General features: G+C 47.4%; 25 protein-coding genes and 1 riboswitch. Of the genes, 19 read left to right on the top strand and 6 right to left on the bottom strand.

Features of this window, described 5'->3' with window-relative positions; genetic code table 11:
- Positions 1–26 precede the first annotated feature (26 nt).
- The 5 genes from AC0MA3_RS12945 to AC0MA3_RS12925 all read left to right on the top strand — a co-directional run bounded on the left by AC0MA3_RS12945 (position 27) and on the right by AC0MA3_RS12925 (position 5,494).
- Complete coding sequence (locus AC0MA3_RS12945) at positions 27–1,796, top strand: UbiD family decarboxylase (RefSeq protein WP_474656510.1); 1,770 nt, start codon at positions 27–29, stop codon at positions 1,794–1,796.
- A gap of 12 nt (positions 1,797–1,808) precedes the next feature.
- On the top strand, positions 1,809–2,552 hold the full coding sequence (locus tag AC0MA3_RS12940; RefSeq protein WP_379159112.1) for a Cthe_2314 family HEPN domain-containing protein: 744 nt from the start codon (positions 1,809–1,811) through the stop codon (positions 2,550–2,552).
- Positions 2,553–2,645: 93 nt separating this feature from the next.
- A riboswitch (SAM riboswitch) is annotated at positions 2,646–2,789 on the top strand.
- 98 nt (positions 2,790–2,887) lie between these two features.
- On the top strand, positions 2,888–3,904 hold the full coding sequence (locus AC0MA3_RS12935) for a methionine ABC transporter ATP-binding protein (RefSeq protein ID WP_474656509.1): 1,017 nt from the start codon (positions 2,888–2,890) through the stop codon (positions 3,902–3,904).
- On the top strand, positions 3,904–4,572 hold the full coding sequence (locus AC0MA3_RS12930; RefSeq protein WP_379159120.1) for a methionine ABC transporter permease: 669 nt from the start codon (positions 3,904–3,906) through the stop codon (positions 4,570–4,572). Before AC0MA3_RS12935 ends, AC0MA3_RS12930 begins: the two co-directional genes overlap by 1 nt.
- Before the next feature lie 58 nt (positions 4,573–4,630).
- Positions 4,631–5,494, top strand: coding sequence for a MetQ/NlpA family ABC transporter substrate-binding protein (locus AC0MA3_RS12925; RefSeq protein WP_474656508.1), 864 nt, complete (start codon positions 4,631–4,633; stop codon positions 5,492–5,494).
- A 183-nt stretch (positions 5,495–5,677) separates the two neighbouring features.
- Here the strand turns inward: AC0MA3_RS12925 and AC0MA3_RS12920 are convergent, their stop codons facing one another.
- Complete coding sequence (locus AC0MA3_RS12920; protein WP_379159126.1) at positions 5,678–5,926, bottom strand: NifU family protein; 249 nt, start codon at positions 5,924–5,926, stop codon at positions 5,678–5,680.
- 82 nt (positions 5,927–6,008) lie between these two features.
- Between AC0MA3_RS12920 and AC0MA3_RS12915 the strand changes: the two genes are divergently transcribed.
- Positions 6,009–6,263, top strand: a complete 255-nt coding sequence (locus tag AC0MA3_RS12915) for a YuzB family protein (RefSeq protein WP_020426352.1) — start codon at positions 6,009–6,011, stop codon at positions 6,261–6,263.
- A 14-nt stretch (positions 6,264–6,277) separates the two neighbouring features.
- On the opposite strand, the gene AC0MA3_RS12910 is transcribed toward AC0MA3_RS12915, so the two are convergent.
- Positions 6,278–7,339 (bottom strand): NAD(P)/FAD-dependent oxidoreductase, encoded by a 1,062-nt coding sequence (locus AC0MA3_RS12910; RefSeq protein WP_379159132.1) that lies wholly within the window; start codon positions 7,337–7,339, stop codon positions 6,278–6,280.
- 71 nt (positions 7,340–7,410) lie between these two features.
- Positions 7,411–8,517: an aminofutalosine synthase MqnE gene (gene mqnE / locus AC0MA3_RS12905; RefSeq protein ID WP_474656507.1), complete on the bottom strand. Its 1,107-nt coding sequence runs from the start codon at positions 8,515–8,517 to the stop codon at positions 7,411–7,413.
- Positions 8,518–8,856: 339 nt separating this feature from the next.
- Here mqnE and AC0MA3_RS12900 point away from each other — a divergent pair, with 339 nt between their 5' ends.
- The 9 genes from AC0MA3_RS12900 (at position 8,857) to AC0MA3_RS12860 (ending at position 14,601) form a co-directional block, all read left to right on the top strand.
- Positions 8,857–9,216 (top strand): HesB/IscA family protein, encoded by a 360-nt coding sequence (locus AC0MA3_RS12900; RefSeq protein WP_474656506.1) that lies wholly within the window; start codon positions 8,857–8,859, stop codon positions 9,214–9,216.
- A 455-nt stretch (positions 9,217–9,671) separates the two neighbouring features.
- Positions 9,672–10,100, top strand: coding sequence for an N-acetyltransferase family protein (locus AC0MA3_RS12895; RefSeq protein ID WP_474656505.1), 429 nt, complete (start codon positions 9,672–9,674; stop codon positions 10,098–10,100).
- 276 nt (positions 10,101–10,376) lie between these two features.
- Entirely contained in the window at positions 10,377–10,874 is a 498-nt protein-coding gene (locus AC0MA3_RS12890; protein ID WP_474656504.1) for a DUF6933 domain-containing protein, read from the top strand.
- A gap of 21 nt (positions 10,875–10,895) precedes the next feature.
- Positions 10,896–11,534, top strand: coding sequence for a hypothetical protein (locus AC0MA3_RS12885; RefSeq protein ID WP_474656503.1), 639 nt, complete (start codon positions 10,896–10,898; stop codon positions 11,532–11,534).
- A 42-nt stretch (positions 11,535–11,576) separates the two neighbouring features.
- A complete protein-coding gene (locus tag AC0MA3_RS12880; protein WP_474656502.1) occupies positions 11,577–11,984 on the top strand; it encodes a DUF7674 family protein in 408 nt (135 codons plus the stop codon).
- Positions 11,985–11,998: 14 nt separating this feature from the next.
- Positions 11,999–12,538, top strand: a complete 540-nt coding sequence (locus AC0MA3_RS12875; RefSeq protein ID WP_474656501.1) for a DMP19 family protein — start codon at positions 11,999–12,001, stop codon at positions 12,536–12,538.
- Between the two features lie 43 nt (positions 12,539–12,581).
- A complete protein-coding gene (locus tag AC0MA3_RS12870; protein ID WP_474656500.1) occupies positions 12,582–13,310 on the top strand; it encodes a class I SAM-dependent methyltransferase in 729 nt (242 codons plus the stop codon).
- A gap of 34 nt (positions 13,311–13,344) precedes the next feature.
- Positions 13,345–14,028 (top strand): hypothetical protein, encoded by a 684-nt coding sequence (locus tag AC0MA3_RS12865; RefSeq protein ID WP_474656499.1) that lies wholly within the window; start codon positions 13,345–13,347, stop codon positions 14,026–14,028.
- Positions 14,029–14,061: 33 nt separating this feature from the next.
- A complete protein-coding gene (locus AC0MA3_RS12860; protein ID WP_474656498.1) occupies positions 14,062–14,601 on the top strand; it encodes a GNAT family N-acetyltransferase in 540 nt (179 codons plus the stop codon).
- A gap of 156 nt (positions 14,602–14,757) precedes the next feature.
- Here AC0MA3_RS12860 and AC0MA3_RS12855 read toward each other — a convergent pair whose 3' ends face one another.
- Complete coding sequence (locus AC0MA3_RS12855; RefSeq protein WP_474656497.1) at positions 14,758–14,967, bottom strand: hypothetical protein; 210 nt, start codon at positions 14,965–14,967, stop codon at positions 14,758–14,760.
- 76 nt (positions 14,968–15,043) lie between these two features.
- Entirely contained in the window at positions 15,044–15,385 is a 342-nt protein-coding gene (locus tag AC0MA3_RS12850) for a DUF805 domain-containing protein (protein ID WP_474656496.1), read from the bottom strand.
- A 338-nt stretch (positions 15,386–15,723) separates the two neighbouring features.
- Here AC0MA3_RS12850 and AC0MA3_RS12845 point away from each other — a divergent pair, with 338 nt between their 5' ends.
- Positions 15,724–16,386, top strand: coding sequence for a YheC/YheD family protein (locus tag AC0MA3_RS12845; RefSeq protein WP_379159165.1), 663 nt, complete (start codon positions 15,724–15,726; stop codon positions 16,384–16,386).
- Between the two features lie 327 nt (positions 16,387–16,713).
- Positions 16,714–16,857, top strand: coding sequence for a sporulation histidine kinase inhibitor Sda (gene sda / locus AC0MA3_RS12840; RefSeq protein ID WP_042217282.1), 144 nt, complete (start codon positions 16,714–16,716; stop codon positions 16,855–16,857).
- A 137-nt stretch (positions 16,858–16,994) separates the two neighbouring features.
- Here the strand turns inward: sda and AC0MA3_RS12835 are convergent, their stop codons facing one another.
- Positions 16,995–17,969: an NAD(P)/FAD-dependent oxidoreductase gene (locus AC0MA3_RS12835; RefSeq protein ID WP_474656595.1), complete on the bottom strand. Its 975-nt coding sequence runs from the start codon at positions 17,967–17,969 to the stop codon at positions 16,995–16,997.
- A gap of 322 nt (positions 17,970–18,291) precedes the next feature.
- Here AC0MA3_RS12835 and AC0MA3_RS12830 point away from each other — a divergent pair, with 322 nt between their 5' ends.
- Together AC0MA3_RS12830 and AC0MA3_RS12825 are read left to right on the top strand one after the other, a co-directional pair.
- A complete protein-coding gene (locus AC0MA3_RS12830) occupies positions 18,292–19,485 on the top strand; it encodes an NAD(P)/FAD-dependent oxidoreductase (protein ID WP_379159169.1) in 1,194 nt (397 codons plus the stop codon).
- A 1-nt stretch (position 19,486) separates the two neighbouring features.
- Positions 19,487–19,765, top strand: a complete 279-nt coding sequence (locus AC0MA3_RS12825; protein WP_474656495.1) for a hypothetical protein — start codon at positions 19,487–19,489, stop codon at positions 19,763–19,765.
- Positions 19,766–19,880: the final 115 nt, after the last annotated feature.

Genomic DNA, 19,880 nt, shown 5'->3' with positions numbered 1-19,880 from the left:
CGCCCGGTTTGAGGAGGAAGTATATAGTGGGATACGGTAATTTGCGTCAATGGATTGAACAGCTCCGCCGGGATAAGGACATTGCCGTGATTGAAGCGCCGGTAGATCCTTATTTGGAGCTTGCGGAGATTCATCGGCGTGTTGTACAAGAGGAAGGGCCGGCTTTGCTCTTCACGAATGTAATCGGAACACCGTTTCCAGTGGCGACCAATCTCTTCGGCACGGTACGCCGGGCCAATCAGGCATTCGGGACGCGTCCGGAGCAGTTGATGAAGTCGATGATGGGAGCGGTGGAAACCTTGCTGCCGCCAACAGCGTCAGGGATCTGGAAGGAAAAACGGCTGTTCATGGACCTGCTTAAGGTGGGGACCCGAAATGTGCCGCAGGGAGAAGCCCCGGTGCTTGGCATCTGCCGCAGTACGGATCCTCTTAAAGAGTTGCCCCGAATTACCAGCTGGCAGGAGGAAGGAGGTCCCTCCATTCTTCTGCCTATAGTGTATACGGAGAGCATTACTAACCCGAATGACCATAACCTAGGGATATACCGGAATCAAGTTTATGATGACAGCAAAGTGGGATTACATTGGCAAAAGCATAAAGGGGGCAGCTTCCATCACCGGGAGGCAGAGCTGCTCGGAGAATCACTTCCGGTATCCGTTTTTTTAGGCGGCCCCCCGGCATTGATCGCCGCAGCTGCGGCTCCTGTTCAAGAACGGATACCCGAACTGATGCTAGCCTCTCTGGTGCTGGGGCGAAAGCTGCAGATGGTCAAGGACCCGATGGGAGGGCACCGGATTCCCGCAGAAGCGGAGTTCGCCATCCGGGGACTGGTAATGCCGCAAGAGCGCCACACAGACGGACCTTTTGGCGATTACTATGGTTATTATTCCAAACCCAGCGATTTTCCAGTCATGCACGTTCAGCGGATTTGGCATCGCAAGGATGCCATCTATCCGGCAACCATTGTCGGCAAGCCGCGCCAGGAGGACTACTATCTCAGGGAGTATATACAGCGGCTCTTAGCTCCTGTGTACCCGCTGCTCATGCCTTCTGTCAAAGCACTGTGGGAGTATTCGGAAAGTGGTCCGCATTCTCTGGTATCAGCTGTCGTGAGAGAGAGCTATCCTAATGAAGCGATGGTATCTGCCTTCCGGATTCTGGGAGAGGGCCAGCTATCCCGGACCAAATTCCTGCTGTTAACAGATAAACCGGCCGATTTGACTGATTTCCCCGGACTGCTGGAGAGTGTACTGGAACGCTTTGACCCCGCTTCAGGCCTCAGGATATACGGCAATGCCTCCCAGGACGATCAAGCGCATTCTGCGAATCCGTCCAACAGCAGCAGCAAGGCTATCATGCTGGGGGTGGGTAGTCCGGTGCGAGAGCTTCCTTATGAGTATTCAGAAGGTCTGCTGCCAGGAATCACAGAGGCAATTCCTTACTGCCGTGGATGTTTAGCCGTTTCCGGTGCATCCTATGAAGAAGATCCACAGCTTCCGTCCCGGCTAGTCGCGGCTCTGCGTGCGCAGGGAACAGCCTGGCCGCTCGTGATTGTGGTCGATAACGCCGCTGATACGGTGCGTTCCCAAACTTCTTTCCTCTGGACGGTGTTCACAAGGTTCGAACCGGCCAGCGATATCTACGAGGAATATGAGATCAAGCGCCATCATATTGGCTATAAGCTTCCCCTTGTGATCGATGCCAGGATGAAGCGGGGGTATCCGGAGGAGCTGGTTCCGCGTGAGGATATTGTTCAGCGGGTGGACCGCAACTGGAAAAGCTATTTCCCACACTGAGGAGGTTACAGGATGCTGCGGATATTACTCGGAGAGCCGCCCCGTGAGAACAGCGGTGTGCTGGCTGATGCCATGGAGAATATGGCCAAGCTAGCATCCACGCTGCGCAAGGACATGAACTTACATGAAGACCATGACCACGAATACCGCAAGCTTGAAATTTGGACACGCGGACTAATCTCCTCTCTGGATGAGCTGGAGCAAAGCTGGTTCGCAGCTGCCTTTTTCCGCAAATCTGTGGTAGCGGGTTACATGGATGATATGTCCCCTATGGAACAGGGCGAATATGCAAGATATGTTTACTTTTATAAAGATGGCTTCATTCGTGTGTTTTCGCTGCTGGACAAGCTGGGTACGGTGCTTAACAGTCTGTATGATCTGAACACCAGCAAGATCAAAGCCCATTTCTCTTATTTTACCGTACTCCGCCAGTTTCAATTACTTAAGCAGCACACAGAACTCGCTGATGAACTGGAAGCGATCAAGAACTCCTACCGGGAGCCGCTGGAGAATCTGCGCAAACGACGTAACGCCGAGATCCACTATATGAATGCTGAGATGCAGGATGATCTGTGGCAGCGGCATCAGGGGCTTCATGATAAGATACATCTTGAGGATTTGGACAGCCATCTGGAGGATTTGAAGCAAAGCCTTGAGATGGTATGTAAAACCTTGGCAGCAGCATTCCGGTACAGCAATAAGCAGTGGCACAAGAGCAACATCGCTGCAAATCTAAAGCCCGGGGGTTCTTCATAAGTAAAAAGTTCCCTTTGACAAAAAACTTGAAACTTACTATACTTGAGATTGCATTAGCATCTTACATGTTAGGGCAACTAATTGCATAACAAACTCTTATCGAGAGCGGCGGAGGGATAGGCCCGATGAAGCCCGGCAACCGATTTGTATGGGAAGCGACTAACGTCACTCTTGTTCAAATGTCATGGTGCTAATTCCTACAATGCCGCGTGGTTTGCGGTCGTTGGCAGATGAGAAGGCATGGTTAACACAATCACAGGGCCTCTTGCGATCTGCATTCGATCGTAAGAGGTCTTTTTGGTTTTTATATGGGTTACTTGGGGAGGACAACTGTTTTGATAGAGCTGAAAGATTTGACGAAGGTATACGGAAAAGGCAGCAACGCTGCAACGGCGCTCTCCGGGCTGAACCTGTCGATTCAAAAAGGGGAGATTTTTGGAGTCATCGGCCACTCGGGTGCCGGCAAAAGTACGCTGATCCGTTGCATCAACCTGCTGGAACGCCCGACACACGGTGAGGTATGGGTGGACGGCGTGGAATTGACTTCCCTTAGTCAAAGACAACTGCAGGAACAGCGCCGCAAGATCGGCATGATCTTTCAGCATTTTAATCTGCTGTCTTCTGCGACGGTCTACGACAACATTGCTTTTCCTCTAAGACTGGCGGGGACGCCAGCCAAACAGATTCAACCGAGGGTTAGGGATCTGCTTGCACTTGTAGGTCTTGAAGAGCATAGCCGCAAATATCCGGCACAACTATCCGGAGGGCAGAAGCAGCGGGTAGGCATTGCGCGGGCCTTGGCCAGTAATCCCGATGTGCTGCTCTGCGATGAAGCAACCTCAGCCCTTGACCCGCAGACGACCGACGCTATTCTGAGGCTTCTGCTGGACATTAACCGGAAGTTCAATCTGACCATTGTGTTGATTACTCATGAAATGCATGTGATCCAGAGCATCTGTGACCGGGTTGCAGTCATTCATGGCGGCGGGATTGTCGAGCAGGGGGAAGTAGCCGAGGTTTTCCTGAAGCCGCAGCATGAGGTGACGAAGGATTTCATCCGTAGTGAAAGTCAGCAGGACGGGCCACTTCGTGTAGCACTGGATGCCGTATATGAACAGTACAGCAAATCAGTCAAGATTACCTTCCTGGGACAAAAAACATACGAATCAACGCTTTCTCATGTGGTCAGGGGAACCGGTGTGGATTTTGCAATTCTGCAGGGAACGATTTCCACAATTAAGGATGTGCCTTACGGCCAGCTTGTGGTGCGGTTTGAGGGAAGTCTCGAAGCGGTTGAAGCGACTCTGGCCGAGCTGGCCGCACAAGGTCTTGATGTGGAGGTGTTTGCGTAATGGGCGGCTTGAATTTTAATGAGATTAACTGGGAAGAAATGCTGGATGCAGGCATCGCTACCCTTCGAATGTTGGCCTATTCCGGAATGTTCACAATTATTCTTGGTTTACCACTCGGAATTGTGTTATATTTATGGGGAAGATCGAATAACGTCATTATCAGGTCGATTTACTCGGTATTATCCTTCGTGGTGAATATCCTGCGTTCGGTGCCTTTCATTATCCTGATGGTCGCTTTGATTCCACTCAGCAAAAGTATTATGGGGACTTCGATAGGCGTACTGGGTACCATTCCGGCGCTGGTAATCGGCGCAGCTCCGTTTTTTGCCAGACTGGTGGAAACAGCTCTACGCGAGGTGGACCGGGGCGTGATCGAAGCCGCGCAAGGGATGGGGGCCTCGACAGGGCAAATCGTCTGGCGCGTGCTTTTGCCGGAAGCCCGTCCAGGTTTGTTAGCCGGAGTGACCATTACCATCGTTACACTGGTTTCATACACAGCTATGTCGGGAATGATTGGCGGCGGTGGTCTGGGCGACCTGGCAATCCGTTACGGTTATTACCGCTATCAGAAGGAAGTCATGATAATCTCGGTAGCGCTGATGGTAATTCTCGTGCAGCTGCTGCAAATGGCCGGTGACCGGCTGGTTCAACATTTTACCCGGAAATAAGGTACTTCCATATACAAGCCTTATTCTACACACATAATCATTAGAGGGGGATTTACAGATGAAAAAAGTACTGCTTACATTCTTCAGTTTGACCTTGGTATTGGTGCTGGCTGCTTGCGGCAACAATAATACCAATAATGCTGCGAACTCCGCTGCCACGAACGCTCCAGCTGCGGACGCTTCCGCAGAGCCAGCTGCAGAACCGGTAACCCTGGTGATTGGCGCTTCACCTCAGCCGCATGCGGAGATTCTGAAGGCCATTGCTCCTCTTCTTGAAAAGCAAGGCATTAAGCTCGAGATCAAAGAATTCACAGATTATATTCTGCCTAATACCCAGCTTGCCGAAAAAGAACTCGATGCGAACTTCTTCCAGCACAAGCCTTACCTGGATGACCAGAACCAAAAGAACGGAACAGATCTGGTGTCCGTTACAGCAGTTCACGTAGAACCTTTTGGTGCTTATTCCAAAAAAATCAAATCGATCGACGAACTGGCGGACGGCGCAAAAGTAGCGATTCCGAACGATGCCACCAACGGTGGACGCGCCCTGATTCTGCTGGCCAAGAATGGCCTGATCACCTTGAAGGACGACACCAATATTACTTCCACTACAGCTGATATTACCGAGAACAAAAAGAACCTGAAAATCGTGGAACTGGAAGCCGCTATGCTGCCTCGCCAGCTGGATGAAGTAGATCTTGCCTTGATCAACACCAACTATGCCCTGGAAGCCGGCCTTGTTCCAACTAAAGATGCTTTGTTCATCGAAGGATCCGATTCTCCTTACGCCAACCTGCTGGTAGCCCGTCCTGACAACAAGGACTCTGATGCGATTCAGAAGCTGGCGGCTGCTCTGACTTCCCCGGAAGCCAAAGCCTTTATTGAAGAGAAATATCAAGGTGCGATCATTCCTGCTTTTTAAGCAGTATAACTGCATAGGTTGAATCATTCAGACCAGAGATTGCTAGGGAGCCCGAAATGGCTGCGCGAGCAGCCTCTGGTCTTTTTGGGTGCGATAGAAGTTGATCCCCTTTGTGAAATCCACTATAATAAAAAAAATCCCGGCCTTCTTCATCGGAAGGGCCGGGATCGTTATGATACGGGATTAGAATACTTGAACAACTTCTTCCACGCCTTCTACTTCTTCAAGGAGGGCGCGTTCGATCCCGGCTTTTAGCGTGATCGTGGAGCTTGGGCAACTGCCGCAGGCACCCATAAGTTTCAACTTCACAATGCCGTCTTCAACATCGATCAGTTCGACGTCGCCGCCATCGCGTTGCAGGAACGGACGAAGTTTATCGAGCACTTCCAGTACTTCATCATACATGGTGGCGCTTTGTACATTCTCACTCATTTCTCAATCACTCCTTTCGTATGCTTATTATAGTACAAAAAGTTAAAAAATAAAATGCTTTACACAGAATAAGGAGAACATCATGAGACCACTTATTGAATTTTGTGCCAGTAATATCGGTCATGGCACTGAACCGCTGAAGCGCAAGCTGGAACTCAATCCTGAATATGATGTCATCGAATATGGCTGCCTGAATAATTGCGGGCAATGCTATCTGCAGCCTTTTGCCATGCTTGACGGTGAAATTATTGAAGCGGAAACTCCGGAAGAGCTTGAAGCAGCTATTGAGGCAGCCATTAAGGAACAGGAAGCCTGGGACAATCTTGAAATTGACTAGTTCCGGGTTAATCTCTAACCGAAATGGCGTTTGGACATCCAGAGCACTCCGCTTTTCAGCAATCGGGGAACCCGCCCCATAACAGAGCGGCGGCCCATCAGGCCAAAGCCGGCATTTTTACCCAGAGAGCCAAGGGTGCCCTTCAGTTTGATTTTGTGCAGCTTCGGTGTTTCATTGCGCCAGAGGGCTTGAAGGATATGGGCCACCTGCTCCCCCTGCGCTCCTGCCGCCTGTGCGCTGGGCGCAAAGGGAAGACTTGCGCAGTCCCCAATCACATAAACCTCAGGATAATCAGCCACATTATAATACTGTTCTACAATGATCCGACCGCCCCGGTCCTTAGGAAGCTCTAGCTGCTGTACGACCTGTACCGGCTGGATACCCGCTGTCCATACAGTTACATCTCCGGGAATGGCCTGTGTGCCATTGAAGATGGCATCTTTTTCAACATGGGATACGGAAATTCGGCCTAAGGTCTCCACGTGATGCTCACTGAACCATTCCTCTACATATTGCGACAGCTTCGCGGGAAAAGAGGACAGCACACGTTCCCCCCGGTCTAGAATGGCGATATTCAGATCCGGCCGGCTCTCCCGCAGTTCTGCAGCCATCTCCACTCCGCTAAGTCCGCCGCCAACAATGTTAACCGTTCCATATGGCTTCACATCATTCAACCGGCGGTAGGTTTCACGTGTCCCCGAAAAGCTCTGAATGCTGCAACTATGCTCTTCTGCTCCTGGAATATGGTGATAATTATCCGTGCAACCGAGAGCAATGGCCAAAATGTCGTAAGATACCGGTTCACCTGTATTCATCAATACCACGCGGCTCTCCAGATCAATGGAGCCCACTTCTCCGTAACGTACCGTAAGACGGGGATGCACCGGGAACTGGATGCGCAGATGGTAATCTGTGACGGTACCCGCAGCAAGTGCGTAGTATTCCGTCTTGATTCCCTGATAAGGCATCCGGTCAATCAAAACAATTTCCACATCATGGGGGAGATGATTGTCGAGTAGTTCTTGAATGAGGGCAAGGCCGCCGTAGCCGCCGCCCAAGACGAGTAAGGTTCTCATGACATCTTCCTTTCGACTATGGCTCAAGTAATGGTCATTGCAGCAGTTGCCGGATGGATTCCGGCTTGCAGTTATTCGTATACCTTAATCTCGTTGTAGAAGGTATCCCGTTCAACCGGAATCTTGCCGGCGCCCTTCACCAGCCAGATCAGCTCTTCGCGGGTCAATCCCTCTGGAGTCAAGGCCCCAGCCGCGTGGCTGATACGTTCTTTCAGAATGGTACCGTGTACATCGGAAGCGCCAAAGCTGAGTGCAACCTGGGTTAGCTGTGCTCCAATATTAATGAAGTAAGCCTTAATATGGTCGAAATTGTCCAGCATTAGACGGCTGATCGCAATCGTCTTGAGGTCTTCGTAGGCCGAGTTGCGGCGCATGATTCCGGCGTTCTTGTTCTTGGGCTGCATCGACAGGGGAATGAACACCATGAAGCCGTTTGTTTCATCCTGTAAATCGCGGATCTGCAGCATATGCCGCACGCGATCCTCATGGGACTCGATAGAGCCGTACAGCATCGTAGTATGGGTCTTCATTCCGAGCTGGTGTGCTGTCCGGTGAACCTCCAGATATTCCTCTACATTGGCTTTGGTGACCCGCATTTTTTTACGGTATTGGTCAGAGAGAATTTCGGCTCCACCGCCTGTAAGGGACTGAAGTCCGGCTGCACGCAGCTCCTCCAGTACCTCTCGGATACTGAGTCCGCTGATCCGGGTGAAGAAATCGATCTCTGCCGCTGTGTAGGCCTTCAAAGTCACCTGCGGAAATGCCTCGTTCAAGGCCTTAAGCGAGTCCACGTAATATTGAAAAGGCACCTTATCATTATGACCGCCGACAATATGGAACTCACGCACTCCGGGGTGAATATGCTGTTCGACATATTGCACCATTTCCTGACCGGAAAGGGTATATGCTCCTTCTTCACCGTCATCCTTGCGGAAATTGCAGAATGCACAGTGTGCTTCGCAGACATTGGTGAAATATAGGCTCATATTTTCGATAAAATATACCTTGTTACCGTTCTTGCGCTGATTGACTTCACCCGCCAATTGACCGATGGTAAGTAAATCGTTGCTTCCATATAAATAAACGCCATCTTCCAAATTTAATCTTTCTCCGCCGCGAACCTTCTCAATGATGTTCACCATTCTGGCGTCGGTGTGGGGTGTTATAAGAGTAGACATATGATTCCTCCTGAAGGTTTGGCGAGGCAAATGCATCGCAGAATGATTTCCTAAACAAAATTAGGGAGTGGCCGTCCATTACAAAAAGCTGCGATGTCAGCTGCCAGCGTGACAATTTTCCGAATTTTAACGCATATCACTTTTTCTATTATAAACCTCTCACAGGGGAGCGGGCAACCGCTGAGAAGAGTGGGGATGGGCAGGTTGTAGCATAATAGGACAGGTCAGTTGGGACTTGAGGGCAGGGGGATAGTGGAGTATACTTAATTTTATATAAAAAATTACTTTTGGCCCTATAAGCCATTCGATACAGACTATGAATTCAGGAGGTTAGAGACCATGATTACAATCAGTGAATCAGCAGCAGGACAACTCAAGACTATGCTGGCTGAACAGGAAATCCCGAATATGTTCCTTCGGCTTGGGGTAACTGAAGGCGGCTGCAGCGGCTTCTCCTACGCCATGGGCTTCGACGACAACGAGAGTGAGCAGGACGTGTATCTGGATGTTCAGGGCATGAAGGTTGTTGTAAGCAAAGACGATATCCGTTACCTGAACGGCCTCGAGATCGACTTTGAGGAATCCGGTATGACTGGCGGCTTCACCATCAACAACCCGAACGCAACGGCTACATGCGGCTGTGGTTCGTCCTTCCGTACGAAGGATGATGCGGGCAAGCCAGCGGCTGAGCCTTGCTGAATTGAGGTTGTTTAGTACTGCGGATCGAAGCGGTGACAATGGACGTTTGGATTGGATTAGAGGGAATTAGTCCCACTAATCCGGGACTTTGAACAACTGGAGCATCATTAGGTGGAAAAAGTCCATTTAAAATAGCTCAATTAGGCGATATCTGCTCAATTCCTCTGAATTAGGTGGAGAAAATCCCACTAATTGCTGCTACGTAACACATTCCTGCTAATTAAGTGGAGAAATTCCACCTAAATGTGTGTCTATTACTTTTCTCGGTGGATATTGCTATAATTACAGCGAAGCCTTCAGGTGCATGTACCTGGAGGCTTTTTTGTACCTTCCACTGCGTGCCGGCGGAGCTATTTCCAGTATTTAGTTGGACTGGTATACTGAAAGTAACGAATATCTAAAGTGAGAATTTGATTAAAGCAATAATATATGTAAGGGAGAGTTCTTGATTAAGTATGGATAATACAATTCTGGTAAGGCTGGCAACCCCGGACGATGCGCAAAGTCTTGTGAGGCTTAACTACGAATTTAACGGAGTTCTGATGGACATGCATACAGTTAAGGAGACACTGGGTTCATCCAATGAACTGGTCGTGCTGGGCGTAAGCGGAGAGATCCTGGTAGGTTTTGCTTGCGGCCGGTATTTTAAATCGTTTTGTTATCATGCGTTGGATGGAGAAATTACCGAAATGTATGTTAGCGAGGGGGCAAGAAGAAGAGGGTGCGCCACATCATTACTTTCTTTTCTGGAAGCGGAACTTCGGGCCCGGGGAGTTAGGGAAGTTAAATTAATCACCGGTGTAAACAATGAGGCAGCCATCGCAACCTATACGAAAAATGACTACATAAGACAAGAACATGTCGTGCTGTCTAAACATTTATGAATATGGATAATAATCTGCCCAAACGATATGGCTGGTTTTGCTTAGGAACAGGCCTAGCGGTGATAGTTGCAGGGTTCTTTTTGGGACCGCTTCTATCTTATCCTGATCCGACTCCAGAGTTAATCAAGGTATACAATGATCAAGTGCAGCGGTCACAGATCATTATGAGTTGTGGATACGTAATGGTAGCTGGAGGAATTATCTCAATAGTATATCAAGTGTTTTTAATGAGGAAAAAGAAATGAAAAGAGAAAATAACTAGAAGGGAAAGCTCACATGATCACCATAGCCTTGACGAAGAAGCTTTTTGAGCTTAGCGCTATTGTAGAAGAGCAGGACAATGAAAAAGAGGATGAATTCCATAAGTGGCATGCTAATGTTTTTCGGATGGCGAAGAAGAATAACGTGATTTTTATGAACAACCAGACACGGTATAACTTTATTTTATTTGGAATGAAGAAGGAACATTATAAAAATATGAACCAGCTATTCGTCCAGTCCCTGATAGAGAACCTGCGAGCCGATGAAGTCCCTGATTCGAAAATAACGGAGTATGTAAGTAAGGCCGATGGCCTCAAGTTCACCAAAACCTATAGTCGGAGTGTTCTGGGTTCAATGACAGATATGGTGAAGATGACAGAATTCTTAATTTCGGATTATCCTCTTCTAGAAATGAATATTATAGCGCTCAATCAAAAAAATAATCAATGTCCTTTGGTAAAACTAAAAAGCTTCCCCGACCGATTGATGAAAAAGGCATTAGGGTTGCAATAGCGTGAAGATGGAGGTGTTCATATGAAAACCCTATACCGGCCTGTCGGCCTTGCCGAAATGAAATTAATCCTTGATCTAAAGCTAAGCGGCTTCCCTCCCAGATTACCGGAACAACCCATCTTTTATCCTGTGCTAAATAAGCCGTATGCTGATCAAATCGCGAGCGAGTGGAACACCAAGGACCGATTTTCCGGCTATGCCGGGTTTGTAACCGAATTTGACGTGGCCAGTCCATATATCGATAAGTATGAGGAACAAGTGGTAGGGGCCAGACAACATCTGGAACTATGGATACCTGCTGAGGAAATGGACGACTTCAATCATCATATTGTCGGCCCAATTCGAGTGGTAGATGCATACTACGGTGATAATTACATAGGTTTGATACCGGAGGCTTCTGTTTTTGAGAATCAAAGTGCAGCTCAACAGTTGGCTATTTGGGGAGATATTCTTGAGTACAGTGCTATGGACTTTTACAGTGAGATCAGAGAGTATTGGCAGTATATATTCCTGAGCTATCCTTACTGGAGCCAAACGGATTTTTCGGGGGACGGATTATCTGAGGACACAAAAAACAATGTGCTTGGAACTATGAAAGAATATTGGAACGAGCATTTTCCGGATATGGTTTTGTTTAGCAGAGGCTCGGAGTCATTATAATTCTAATGTTGCGCCTGTGGTCAAAATATATTGGAGGGAACTATGAGTGCATGGAGAAGAAAGGCTCTGGAATTGTTTTATGATGCTAGATTTCACTTTACTCAAAAAGATGACACCATATATTCCTTATTGGTTGAGCTGCGTATAAAGCTCGATGAACTCCATAGAAATAATGATACCTTAGAGCTTGCCAAAATCTATAATTACGCAGAATGGTGCTTTAATCAAGGTAAACGAAGCCAGTATCTATGTAATGCTGTGGCGGTAGGTTTCTATGAGCATTTAGTAGAGCATGAAATTACACGCAAAGCCATTCCCTATTGGGTCAAACCTGATATTTTCGGAGCTGTCCAACCACTATTCGAGTGGATGTTAGAAAATCAAGTAGCTCTATATTTTGAATTAGTAATGCATTATAACAAAGTCAACCATACTCATTTTATGTATTGAATGGAGGAACGACGATGAGTAACCCGAAAAAGAATCTCAATAAATGGTTTCCCACAGATTCAACCACCCTCTCAGCGGAAGAAATTGTCGATTCGGTATGCAGCAACATCTATGAGCCGGAGTATGCGGCTGCCCGGGAGGCTGTGCTGAAATCACCGGGATTTCTGCGGGAGATAATGCTGCTGATCGACTTGGATACGGAGCTCACAATGAATGGCATCCTGGGCTTTTTGGAGAATTCATCCGGCAAATATGTGCTGGAGACCATTCAAGCTCTACAACATATTGGCGCAGCCGAAGATGCGGAGATTTTAGAGCAGATCAAGCAGCAGCTTGAAACCACTCCAGCTCAGCGAAAAGCCTCTCCCTCCTTGTATGAAATCAGCAGTTTTCAAGACCGGTATAACCTGAATGCAGAGGTTCTGGATGGAATACTCCGGCAGGCTGAGGCGCTGTATTTGAACACACCTGACCGCAATATTTTTGATAACCTGGTTGGATATCTTACGGTGAACCGGCATCTGCTTGATGAAGAACTGAAGAAGTTTAGTTAGTAGTTCTGTGTAACTGTAGAGAAGCGAATAACTAATACAGGAGATGCGCAAAATGCCGGAAACTATAAAAACCAATGCAGATTTACTCCACATGCTGGATTCACTGATGAGGGAGCCCGCCCCGTTTTGGAACAATTTCTATGGTGACAGAACGAAGGGTGTCCCCTTTTTTGCAGATAAGCCAGATGAAAATCTGGTTTCATATGTTGAATCGGGGACATTGCAGGGTGGACGAATGCTGGAATTGGGGTGCGGGCCTGGACGGAATGCGATTTATGCGGCTCTTCATGGTTTTGATGTGGATGCGATAGATCTTTCGGAAAAAGCCATTGCCTGGGCGAAGGAACGTGCAGCTGAAAAGAATATTGGAGTAAACTTTACCTGCGGATCGGTCTTTGAACTGTCTCCGGAGTCTGAATATGACCTGGTCTATGATGCAGGCTGTCTTCACCATCTGTGGCCCCATCGGCGTATCGGATATATTGAGATGATTCATCATGCGCTAAAGAACGGGGGGTATTTTGGATTAACTTGTTTTGCTCCCGGATTTACGGAAATGGGAGGAGCTATGGAATTAAGTGACTGGGATATATACCGGGATCGAAGCATGCATGGCGGGCAAGCATACAGCCAAGAGAAATTAATTGAAATCTTAGGCGGATATTTTGATCTGGTGGAGATCCGATTAATGAAAGAATCTGTGGAAAATGACGAGGTGTTCGGAGTTCCTTTTTTATGGACAAGCCTATGGAGGAAACACCCGAAGGAATAACGGTAGATGCAGGCAAAATTAAGGAGTGTGAAGAATGAAAAAGAAGCTTGGAATCGCGATTATTGCTAGTATTTTTTTAACAGGAAATGCTGTTGGAGTCTTTGCAGCGACACAGTATAAGGAGGTAAAAGCTTACTTCTATCCTTCCATGAAAGTTGAATTAAATGGACAGCCGGCAGATTCCGTAAAAGCCTTGAAGTATGACGGCTCACTTTATTTGTCGGTTAAAAGCATGACTGATTATTTTGGACTGGACTCAACTCTGAAATATGATAATGCGAATAATAAAGTAACTATTGGCGGTCCCCGTTACATAAATATCAGCAGTTTGGAGTCTCCGAACTTATATCAGGTCATAGTGAATGGGAATTGGAATTATTCGTACCTGACATCTTCACGGATAGTCGTAAGTAATTATTATATGGGGATTGATATGGATTTGGCTGTGCAGAACGGAATCTCCTTGGAAGACTATTCCAAGAGTCTGTTGAAAGGTGAATATAACAACATCACGGTTACCAGTGAAGTGGATGCTAAAATCAGCAATGCGGAAGCCAAGGTTATCAACTATAAAGATGAAGGAAATGTGGGCAGGCTGGCAATTCTTCATAAAGGTTCGGATTTTGTGACCATACATTTTTTTGTGGATAGAAGCAGATTTAAGGAAAGTGACTTCAATGTATATGACAAAATACTTAAAAGTTTAACTATTCAATAAGTTGTAATCTAACTATCGAAGGAAGGAAACCTCATGACTCTATTAGAAACCAAACGGCTTATCATTCGTGAATTTACCTTAGAAGATATGAAAGCAGTGCATGCCTACGCCTCAGATCCTCTGGTCGCGAAATATATGATGTGGGGACCGAACTCGGAAGAGGACACTGGAAGTTATCTAAATCTGACCATGGAAATGCAACGTCAGAGTCTGCGGCGAGATTTTGAATTTGCCGTAGTTCTCAAACAGACCCGTCAGCTGATCGGTGGCTGCGGTATTCACGTTAGTGAATCAAGACAAGGGGAAATTGGCTATTGCTTCAATCCGTTGTTTTGGAGACAGGGATATACCACTGAGGCAGCTGAAGCTGTGCTTGATTTTGGTTTTCGGGAACTCGAACTTCACCGTATATACGCTACTTGCCGTCCGGAGAATGTGGGTTCGGCTAAAGTGATGCAGAAGCTTGGCATGGCGTACGAGGGACATTTGCGTGAACACATGTGGTACAAAGGCAAATGGCAAGACTCTTATCTCTATTCGATTTTGAAGCCGGAATATGATCGCCAGAGATGAGGCATTTCATACTGTAACATTAATCAGCGAATCAAGCTGTCCATCTGCACAAGCCGTCCGTTCTTTTTTTCATAGAGTATAATAAAAACCCTGTACAGAAAATACTCTGTGACAGGGCGGAACAGGCAAGATCATGAACATAATAGAGTCCTTCAATCAAGCAGGAATTATGAATTTGAAATTAATCATAAAGATGACCAGCGCGGCGGAAGCCAGAGAAAAGGTAATACAGCCTGCTCCCAGGGCGCTGCGGCGGTCCTTGATAAATTTGAAGCCCAGTGCCCCGACCAGAATCGTGGTTCCCGTCAGAACGATTGTCATACCCACCATTGCCAGCCAGTACAGCACTTCAAAAAGCTCTGCCATGAAGAGTCCTCCCCTCCACGCCATAATACAATGAATTTTAAGGATATGCCAGCGGAAAATGTCTGGGTTCGCAGGACTAATAACTCAAACTTGACCCGTATCTATTATTGCCTTCGCTTGGCAGACAAGCAAATACAGTTAACACAATGAAACCTACCATGGGAAGCAAGCCGAGCAGAACCCACCAGCCGCTCTTTCCGGAGTCGTGAAGTCTTCGTAATAGAACGGCCAGGGACGGTAGAAACATGGCGAGTGAATAGAGCGGGGTCAGCAGGTGAATGATTCCAAGCATTTCTTGCAGGAACCCCAAACCGGTGAAGAAGATGACATTAATCAGAAAAAACATCCAATACTCTGTCCGGGTTGCCCTCCCTGTGAATCCTCTGTAATTTTTTAATGCTTTTATGTACCACTGCATTCGACCAACTCCCAATGTTGTTATGAGTATGTATTCATTTTTTATCGGCACAGTATAATCAAGTTATTAGGCGGATACCCCATCCTTGCCAGACTATTCGACATTTTATACATCCCTGATTACAATAGCGATTGCCGTCGATTGTCGTAAGCAGGCCTTGTCAAAATCTGCGGTATACGGCGCAGCCCGATAATGGATATACCAGGACATAAAGCCCCGCGGCTATATGCCCTTTTTTGCCGTGTGCACCTGCTTACACGGACAATCATACAGGAGGGCGGAAGCTTTTCTGAGTAAAGTATAGGGTAGGCTGGGAATGCGAAAGGAGTGGGAGAACAATGGCGGGAAGACAACTGGCCAGCAAGTGGCTGAAAACCGCGGCACTGCTCAGTGATCCGCGGATTGCCGGTTACATTCCGAGAACGATGGAATATAGCGCTGCTGGATTGTTAAGGATGCTGGGTAAATACGGTGCTGTCGTAATAAAACCCGTGGTCGGCGGTGGGGGCTACGGAGTGATCAAAGTGTTCCGGGGCAGCCGGGGATATGGCTTCACACATATGCACAACACACGAATGTATCGGGATTTCTCTTCAATGAAACGCGCACTCGACATATTTAAGGTCAAACGCAGATATTTAATACAGCAGTGCATCTCACTCGCCCGGATTGATGGACGGCCAATTGATTATCGGGTCAAGGTGGTGAAGAACGGAGAACATTGGGAGTATCGCGCTATGGTAGGCAGATTGGCCCGCCCTGGGCTATTCGTGACGAATCTTTGTAAAGGGGGCACAATGTTAAGCTGCCGTGAAGGATTAAGAAGATCCTTGCCGCGGGTTAGGACTTCTGCCAAAAAAGCAGAGATGCGCCGTCTGACTCTGATCTGTATTGAAGTGCTGGAACGCCATTTTCCTGGGATTGGCGAACTCGGCTTTGATTATGCCGTTGATCAGCGCGGAAAAATATGGATTCTGGAAGTGAATACCCGGCCGAAATGATTAAGCAATTTTTAAGAATTGACGATAAATATAGTAATGCGATAGAATTGCGTTTAGTTGTGTGATTCTTGAGGTAATATATGATAAAAATTTCCACGGAATTATGAACATTGTAAAAAAAATTTCAGATGAAATTCATGCGGTTGGGACCTGTGTATAACTCTTATCCCCAAAGTCCACTGTGCAGTGAATGACATCTGTGCCCTTACTCACATATTATACACAGGATTTCCACAGTCACTTGTGGATAGTGGGAACGCTTGTTCGAAAAATGATAGTTTGCTATGATAGATTCAGATCCAAATAAAGGAAAGGTAGGTGAACGTTATGGTTGAATTGTCGGATGAGATGCTCTTGGACTCGTACCATAGAGCAATAGAACTGCAATTAGAGCATGATTTCATCGCTCTGCTGCTCGCTGAAATTCGCAAACGGAACTTACACTCTCCAGTTCATGCGGTTCTTCACTAACGTTCAGAGCACACCTTTGCAGCTAATCTATCAATTAAACCGCAAGCAGCACAAAATAGGGTATCTTTTCATGTTGAAATGCAATCAACCTGAAAGGATACCCTTTTATTTAGATCCACACTAAAATGTTTGTTCAGTTACAGTTTGAGATTACTACTGTGTCCTGGCGACAGCTTGGCTTCCGGGTCAAGGTAAACCTTGGCATTGTTCACTGCGGTCGGTGCTTCTCCAAACCCTACAGCGATAAGCTTCAGCTTGCCTGGATAGGTGGTGATATCACCGGCAGCAAAGATCCCTGGAATGCTAGTCTCCATGCGGGAATCGACTACGATCGAATTGCTTTCAATGTCGATCCCCCACTCGGCAATCGGTCCCAGCGAGGAAACAAAGCCGAAATTGACGATTACGCTGTCTACTTCAAGTTCTTGTGTCTCTTTGGTTTTGATGTGGGACAAAGTAACTTTTGTAATGAATTCTTCCCCGTGCAGCTCGGTGATCTCAGAAGGAGTGATTACATTGACCTTAGAGGCCATGAGGTTCTCAACACTGTGCTCATGGGCGCGGAATTTATCCCGCCGGTGAATCAGGGTTACTTCTTCAGCGATCGGTTCCAGCATCAGCGCCCAATCCACAGCTGAGTCGCCGCCGCCGCTGATCAGCACCTTTTTCCCTTTGAACGCATTCAGATCACTTATAAAATAATGCAGGTTGGCTCTCTCAAAACGCGCGGCTTCCGGTAGTTCCAGACGGCGCGGTTCAAAGGCGCCAACTCCTGCGGTAATGATCACTGCTTTACTGTGATACTCTGCTTTATCGGTGGTGATGATGAAATGGCGTTCATCCTGCTTAACAAGCGAAACGACCTTCTCCTCCAGCCGGATATCGGACTGAAACAGCTCCATTTGGCGGGAAAGGTTATCTACCAGCTCTTGCGCGGTGACTTTTGGAAAGCCGGCCACGTCATAAATATATTTTTCAGGATAAAGAGCAGCAAGCTGCCCCCCCAGTTGGGGCATACTTTCAATAAGGGTTACCGATGCCTGACGCATCCCGCCATAAAAAGCGGCAAACATTCCGGCCGGACCGCCTCCTATGATCAAAAGATCGCTCATAGGAACGGATTGCTCTTGTGTCACGAATATTACACCTCCGAGTTGATAGTTTCAAATTGCCACACTGGCTTAACTAACATTATAAACATTGTAACACCGACCTGCAAAGGCTTGATTTATGATGAAAAATGTGACATTTTGTTGCATGATTATATTTGATTAAAACGATACTAAGGTTTACAATGGATATGGTTATTTTAGAAATCCTTTAAGTTTAATTGGAAATTCTCCTGAATTTAAGTGTATAAATTCACAAAATAAACCGAATTTTTTTACAAAAAATAACACATAGACAGATTCACCTGTTGGAAGGAGCCGGAACATGAGCAGTATTCCCAAAATAGTTATCCTAGGCGCGGGGTATGGAGGTATTTTGACCGCGCAGCGGCTGCAGAAAGCTTTGAACTATAATGAAGCAGATGTAACACTGGTGAACCGCCATGAGTATCACTATTTCACTACCCATCTGCATATGCCTGCTGCGGGCACAGACAGCATTGAGCATACCCGGGTATCGATTTCCAAATTAATTGATGAATTCAAAATTGATCTCGTTAAATCTTCAGTACAGGAAATCCGTACCCAGCAAAAAAAGGTAATTCTGGAAGATGGTACGCTGTCCTATGACTACCTCGTAATCGCACTGGGAGGGGAACCTGAAACCTTCGGAATTCCGGGACTGGATAAATATGCACTGACCATCCGCAGCATCAATTCCGTGCGTTTGATCCGTGAACATATTGAATATCAATTTGCAAAATACAAGAATGAGAACAATGCACAGGAGCATATTAATTTTGTTGTGGGCGGTGCAGGCTTCAGTGGTATTGAATTTGTCGCTGAACTGGCAGACCGTATTCCGGCGCTGTGCAAGGAATATGATGTAGATCCAAGCATGGTCAATATCTATAATGTGGAGGCAGCTCCTACGGCATTGCCGGGCTTTGCGCCTGAATTGGTTGAGCATGCGATGACGGTGCTGACGAAGAAAGGCGTGACCTTCAAGATCGGTGTAGCTATCAAGGAGTGCCTGCCGGGCGGCGTTATTCTCGCCACTGGTGAAGAGATCAAAGCTTCGACTATTGTCTGGACTGGCGGCATCCGTGGCAACCGCCTGATTGAAGCGGCAGGATTTGAGGCCATGCGCGGACGGGTAAAGGTGGACGAGTATCTGCGCTCTCCAGGACATGAGAACATATTTATTATCGGCGATGGTTCCTTGATGATTAATCCGGAAGGACGTCCCTACCCTCCGACGGCACAGATTGCCATGCAACAGGGGGAATGCTGCGCCCATAATCTGGTTGCCGCAATTCGCGGCCAGCAGCCGAGAAAGTTTGCCTTCAGCAACAAAGGTACTGTAGCTTCTCTGGGCAAAGGCCAGGGTATCGCCGTTGTTGGCAACAAAACATATAAGGGCTGGACAGCGGCGCAACTGAAGAAGGTTGTGGATATGCGTTATCTGTTCATCATCGGCGGCATTCCGCTGGTCCTGAAAAAAGGAAGATTCCTCTAAGATGCGCCACTGCAGCGTGCAAGTTCGCGGACTGCTGACGCGTGAGGAGCTGGACCGGTACAATGGTCTGATCGAGGTGGGATCGTATCTGGAGGACCAGAGCCGTTACGATCTCGCTTACAATGTCCAGAAGGAAATCGACATCCTTATTCTCCCGGCGATTGAACGCCTTAAGGATAAAGGCCGGGCCCGCGACAGGGCTACGGCGGAATATCTGGAGAGTCTGCGTGAAGAGGACGAAGACGGTGAAGAGGATAACGACAAAGATCTATCCTCATGATGTGCAATAGCCGCTTTTAAAAGCGGGAGTCCTCAACAAACAGGACACCACCAATAGACCGCATTCCTTTACCGAGGGGCGGTCTATTTGCGTTTCTTGCCACTATAGTAGAAAA

The organism is Paenibacillus sp. LS-5, from assembly GCF_056121505.1.
The sequence above is the reverse complement of the archived record's forward strand: the minus strand, read 5'-3'. Positions and strand labels throughout refer to the sequence as shown.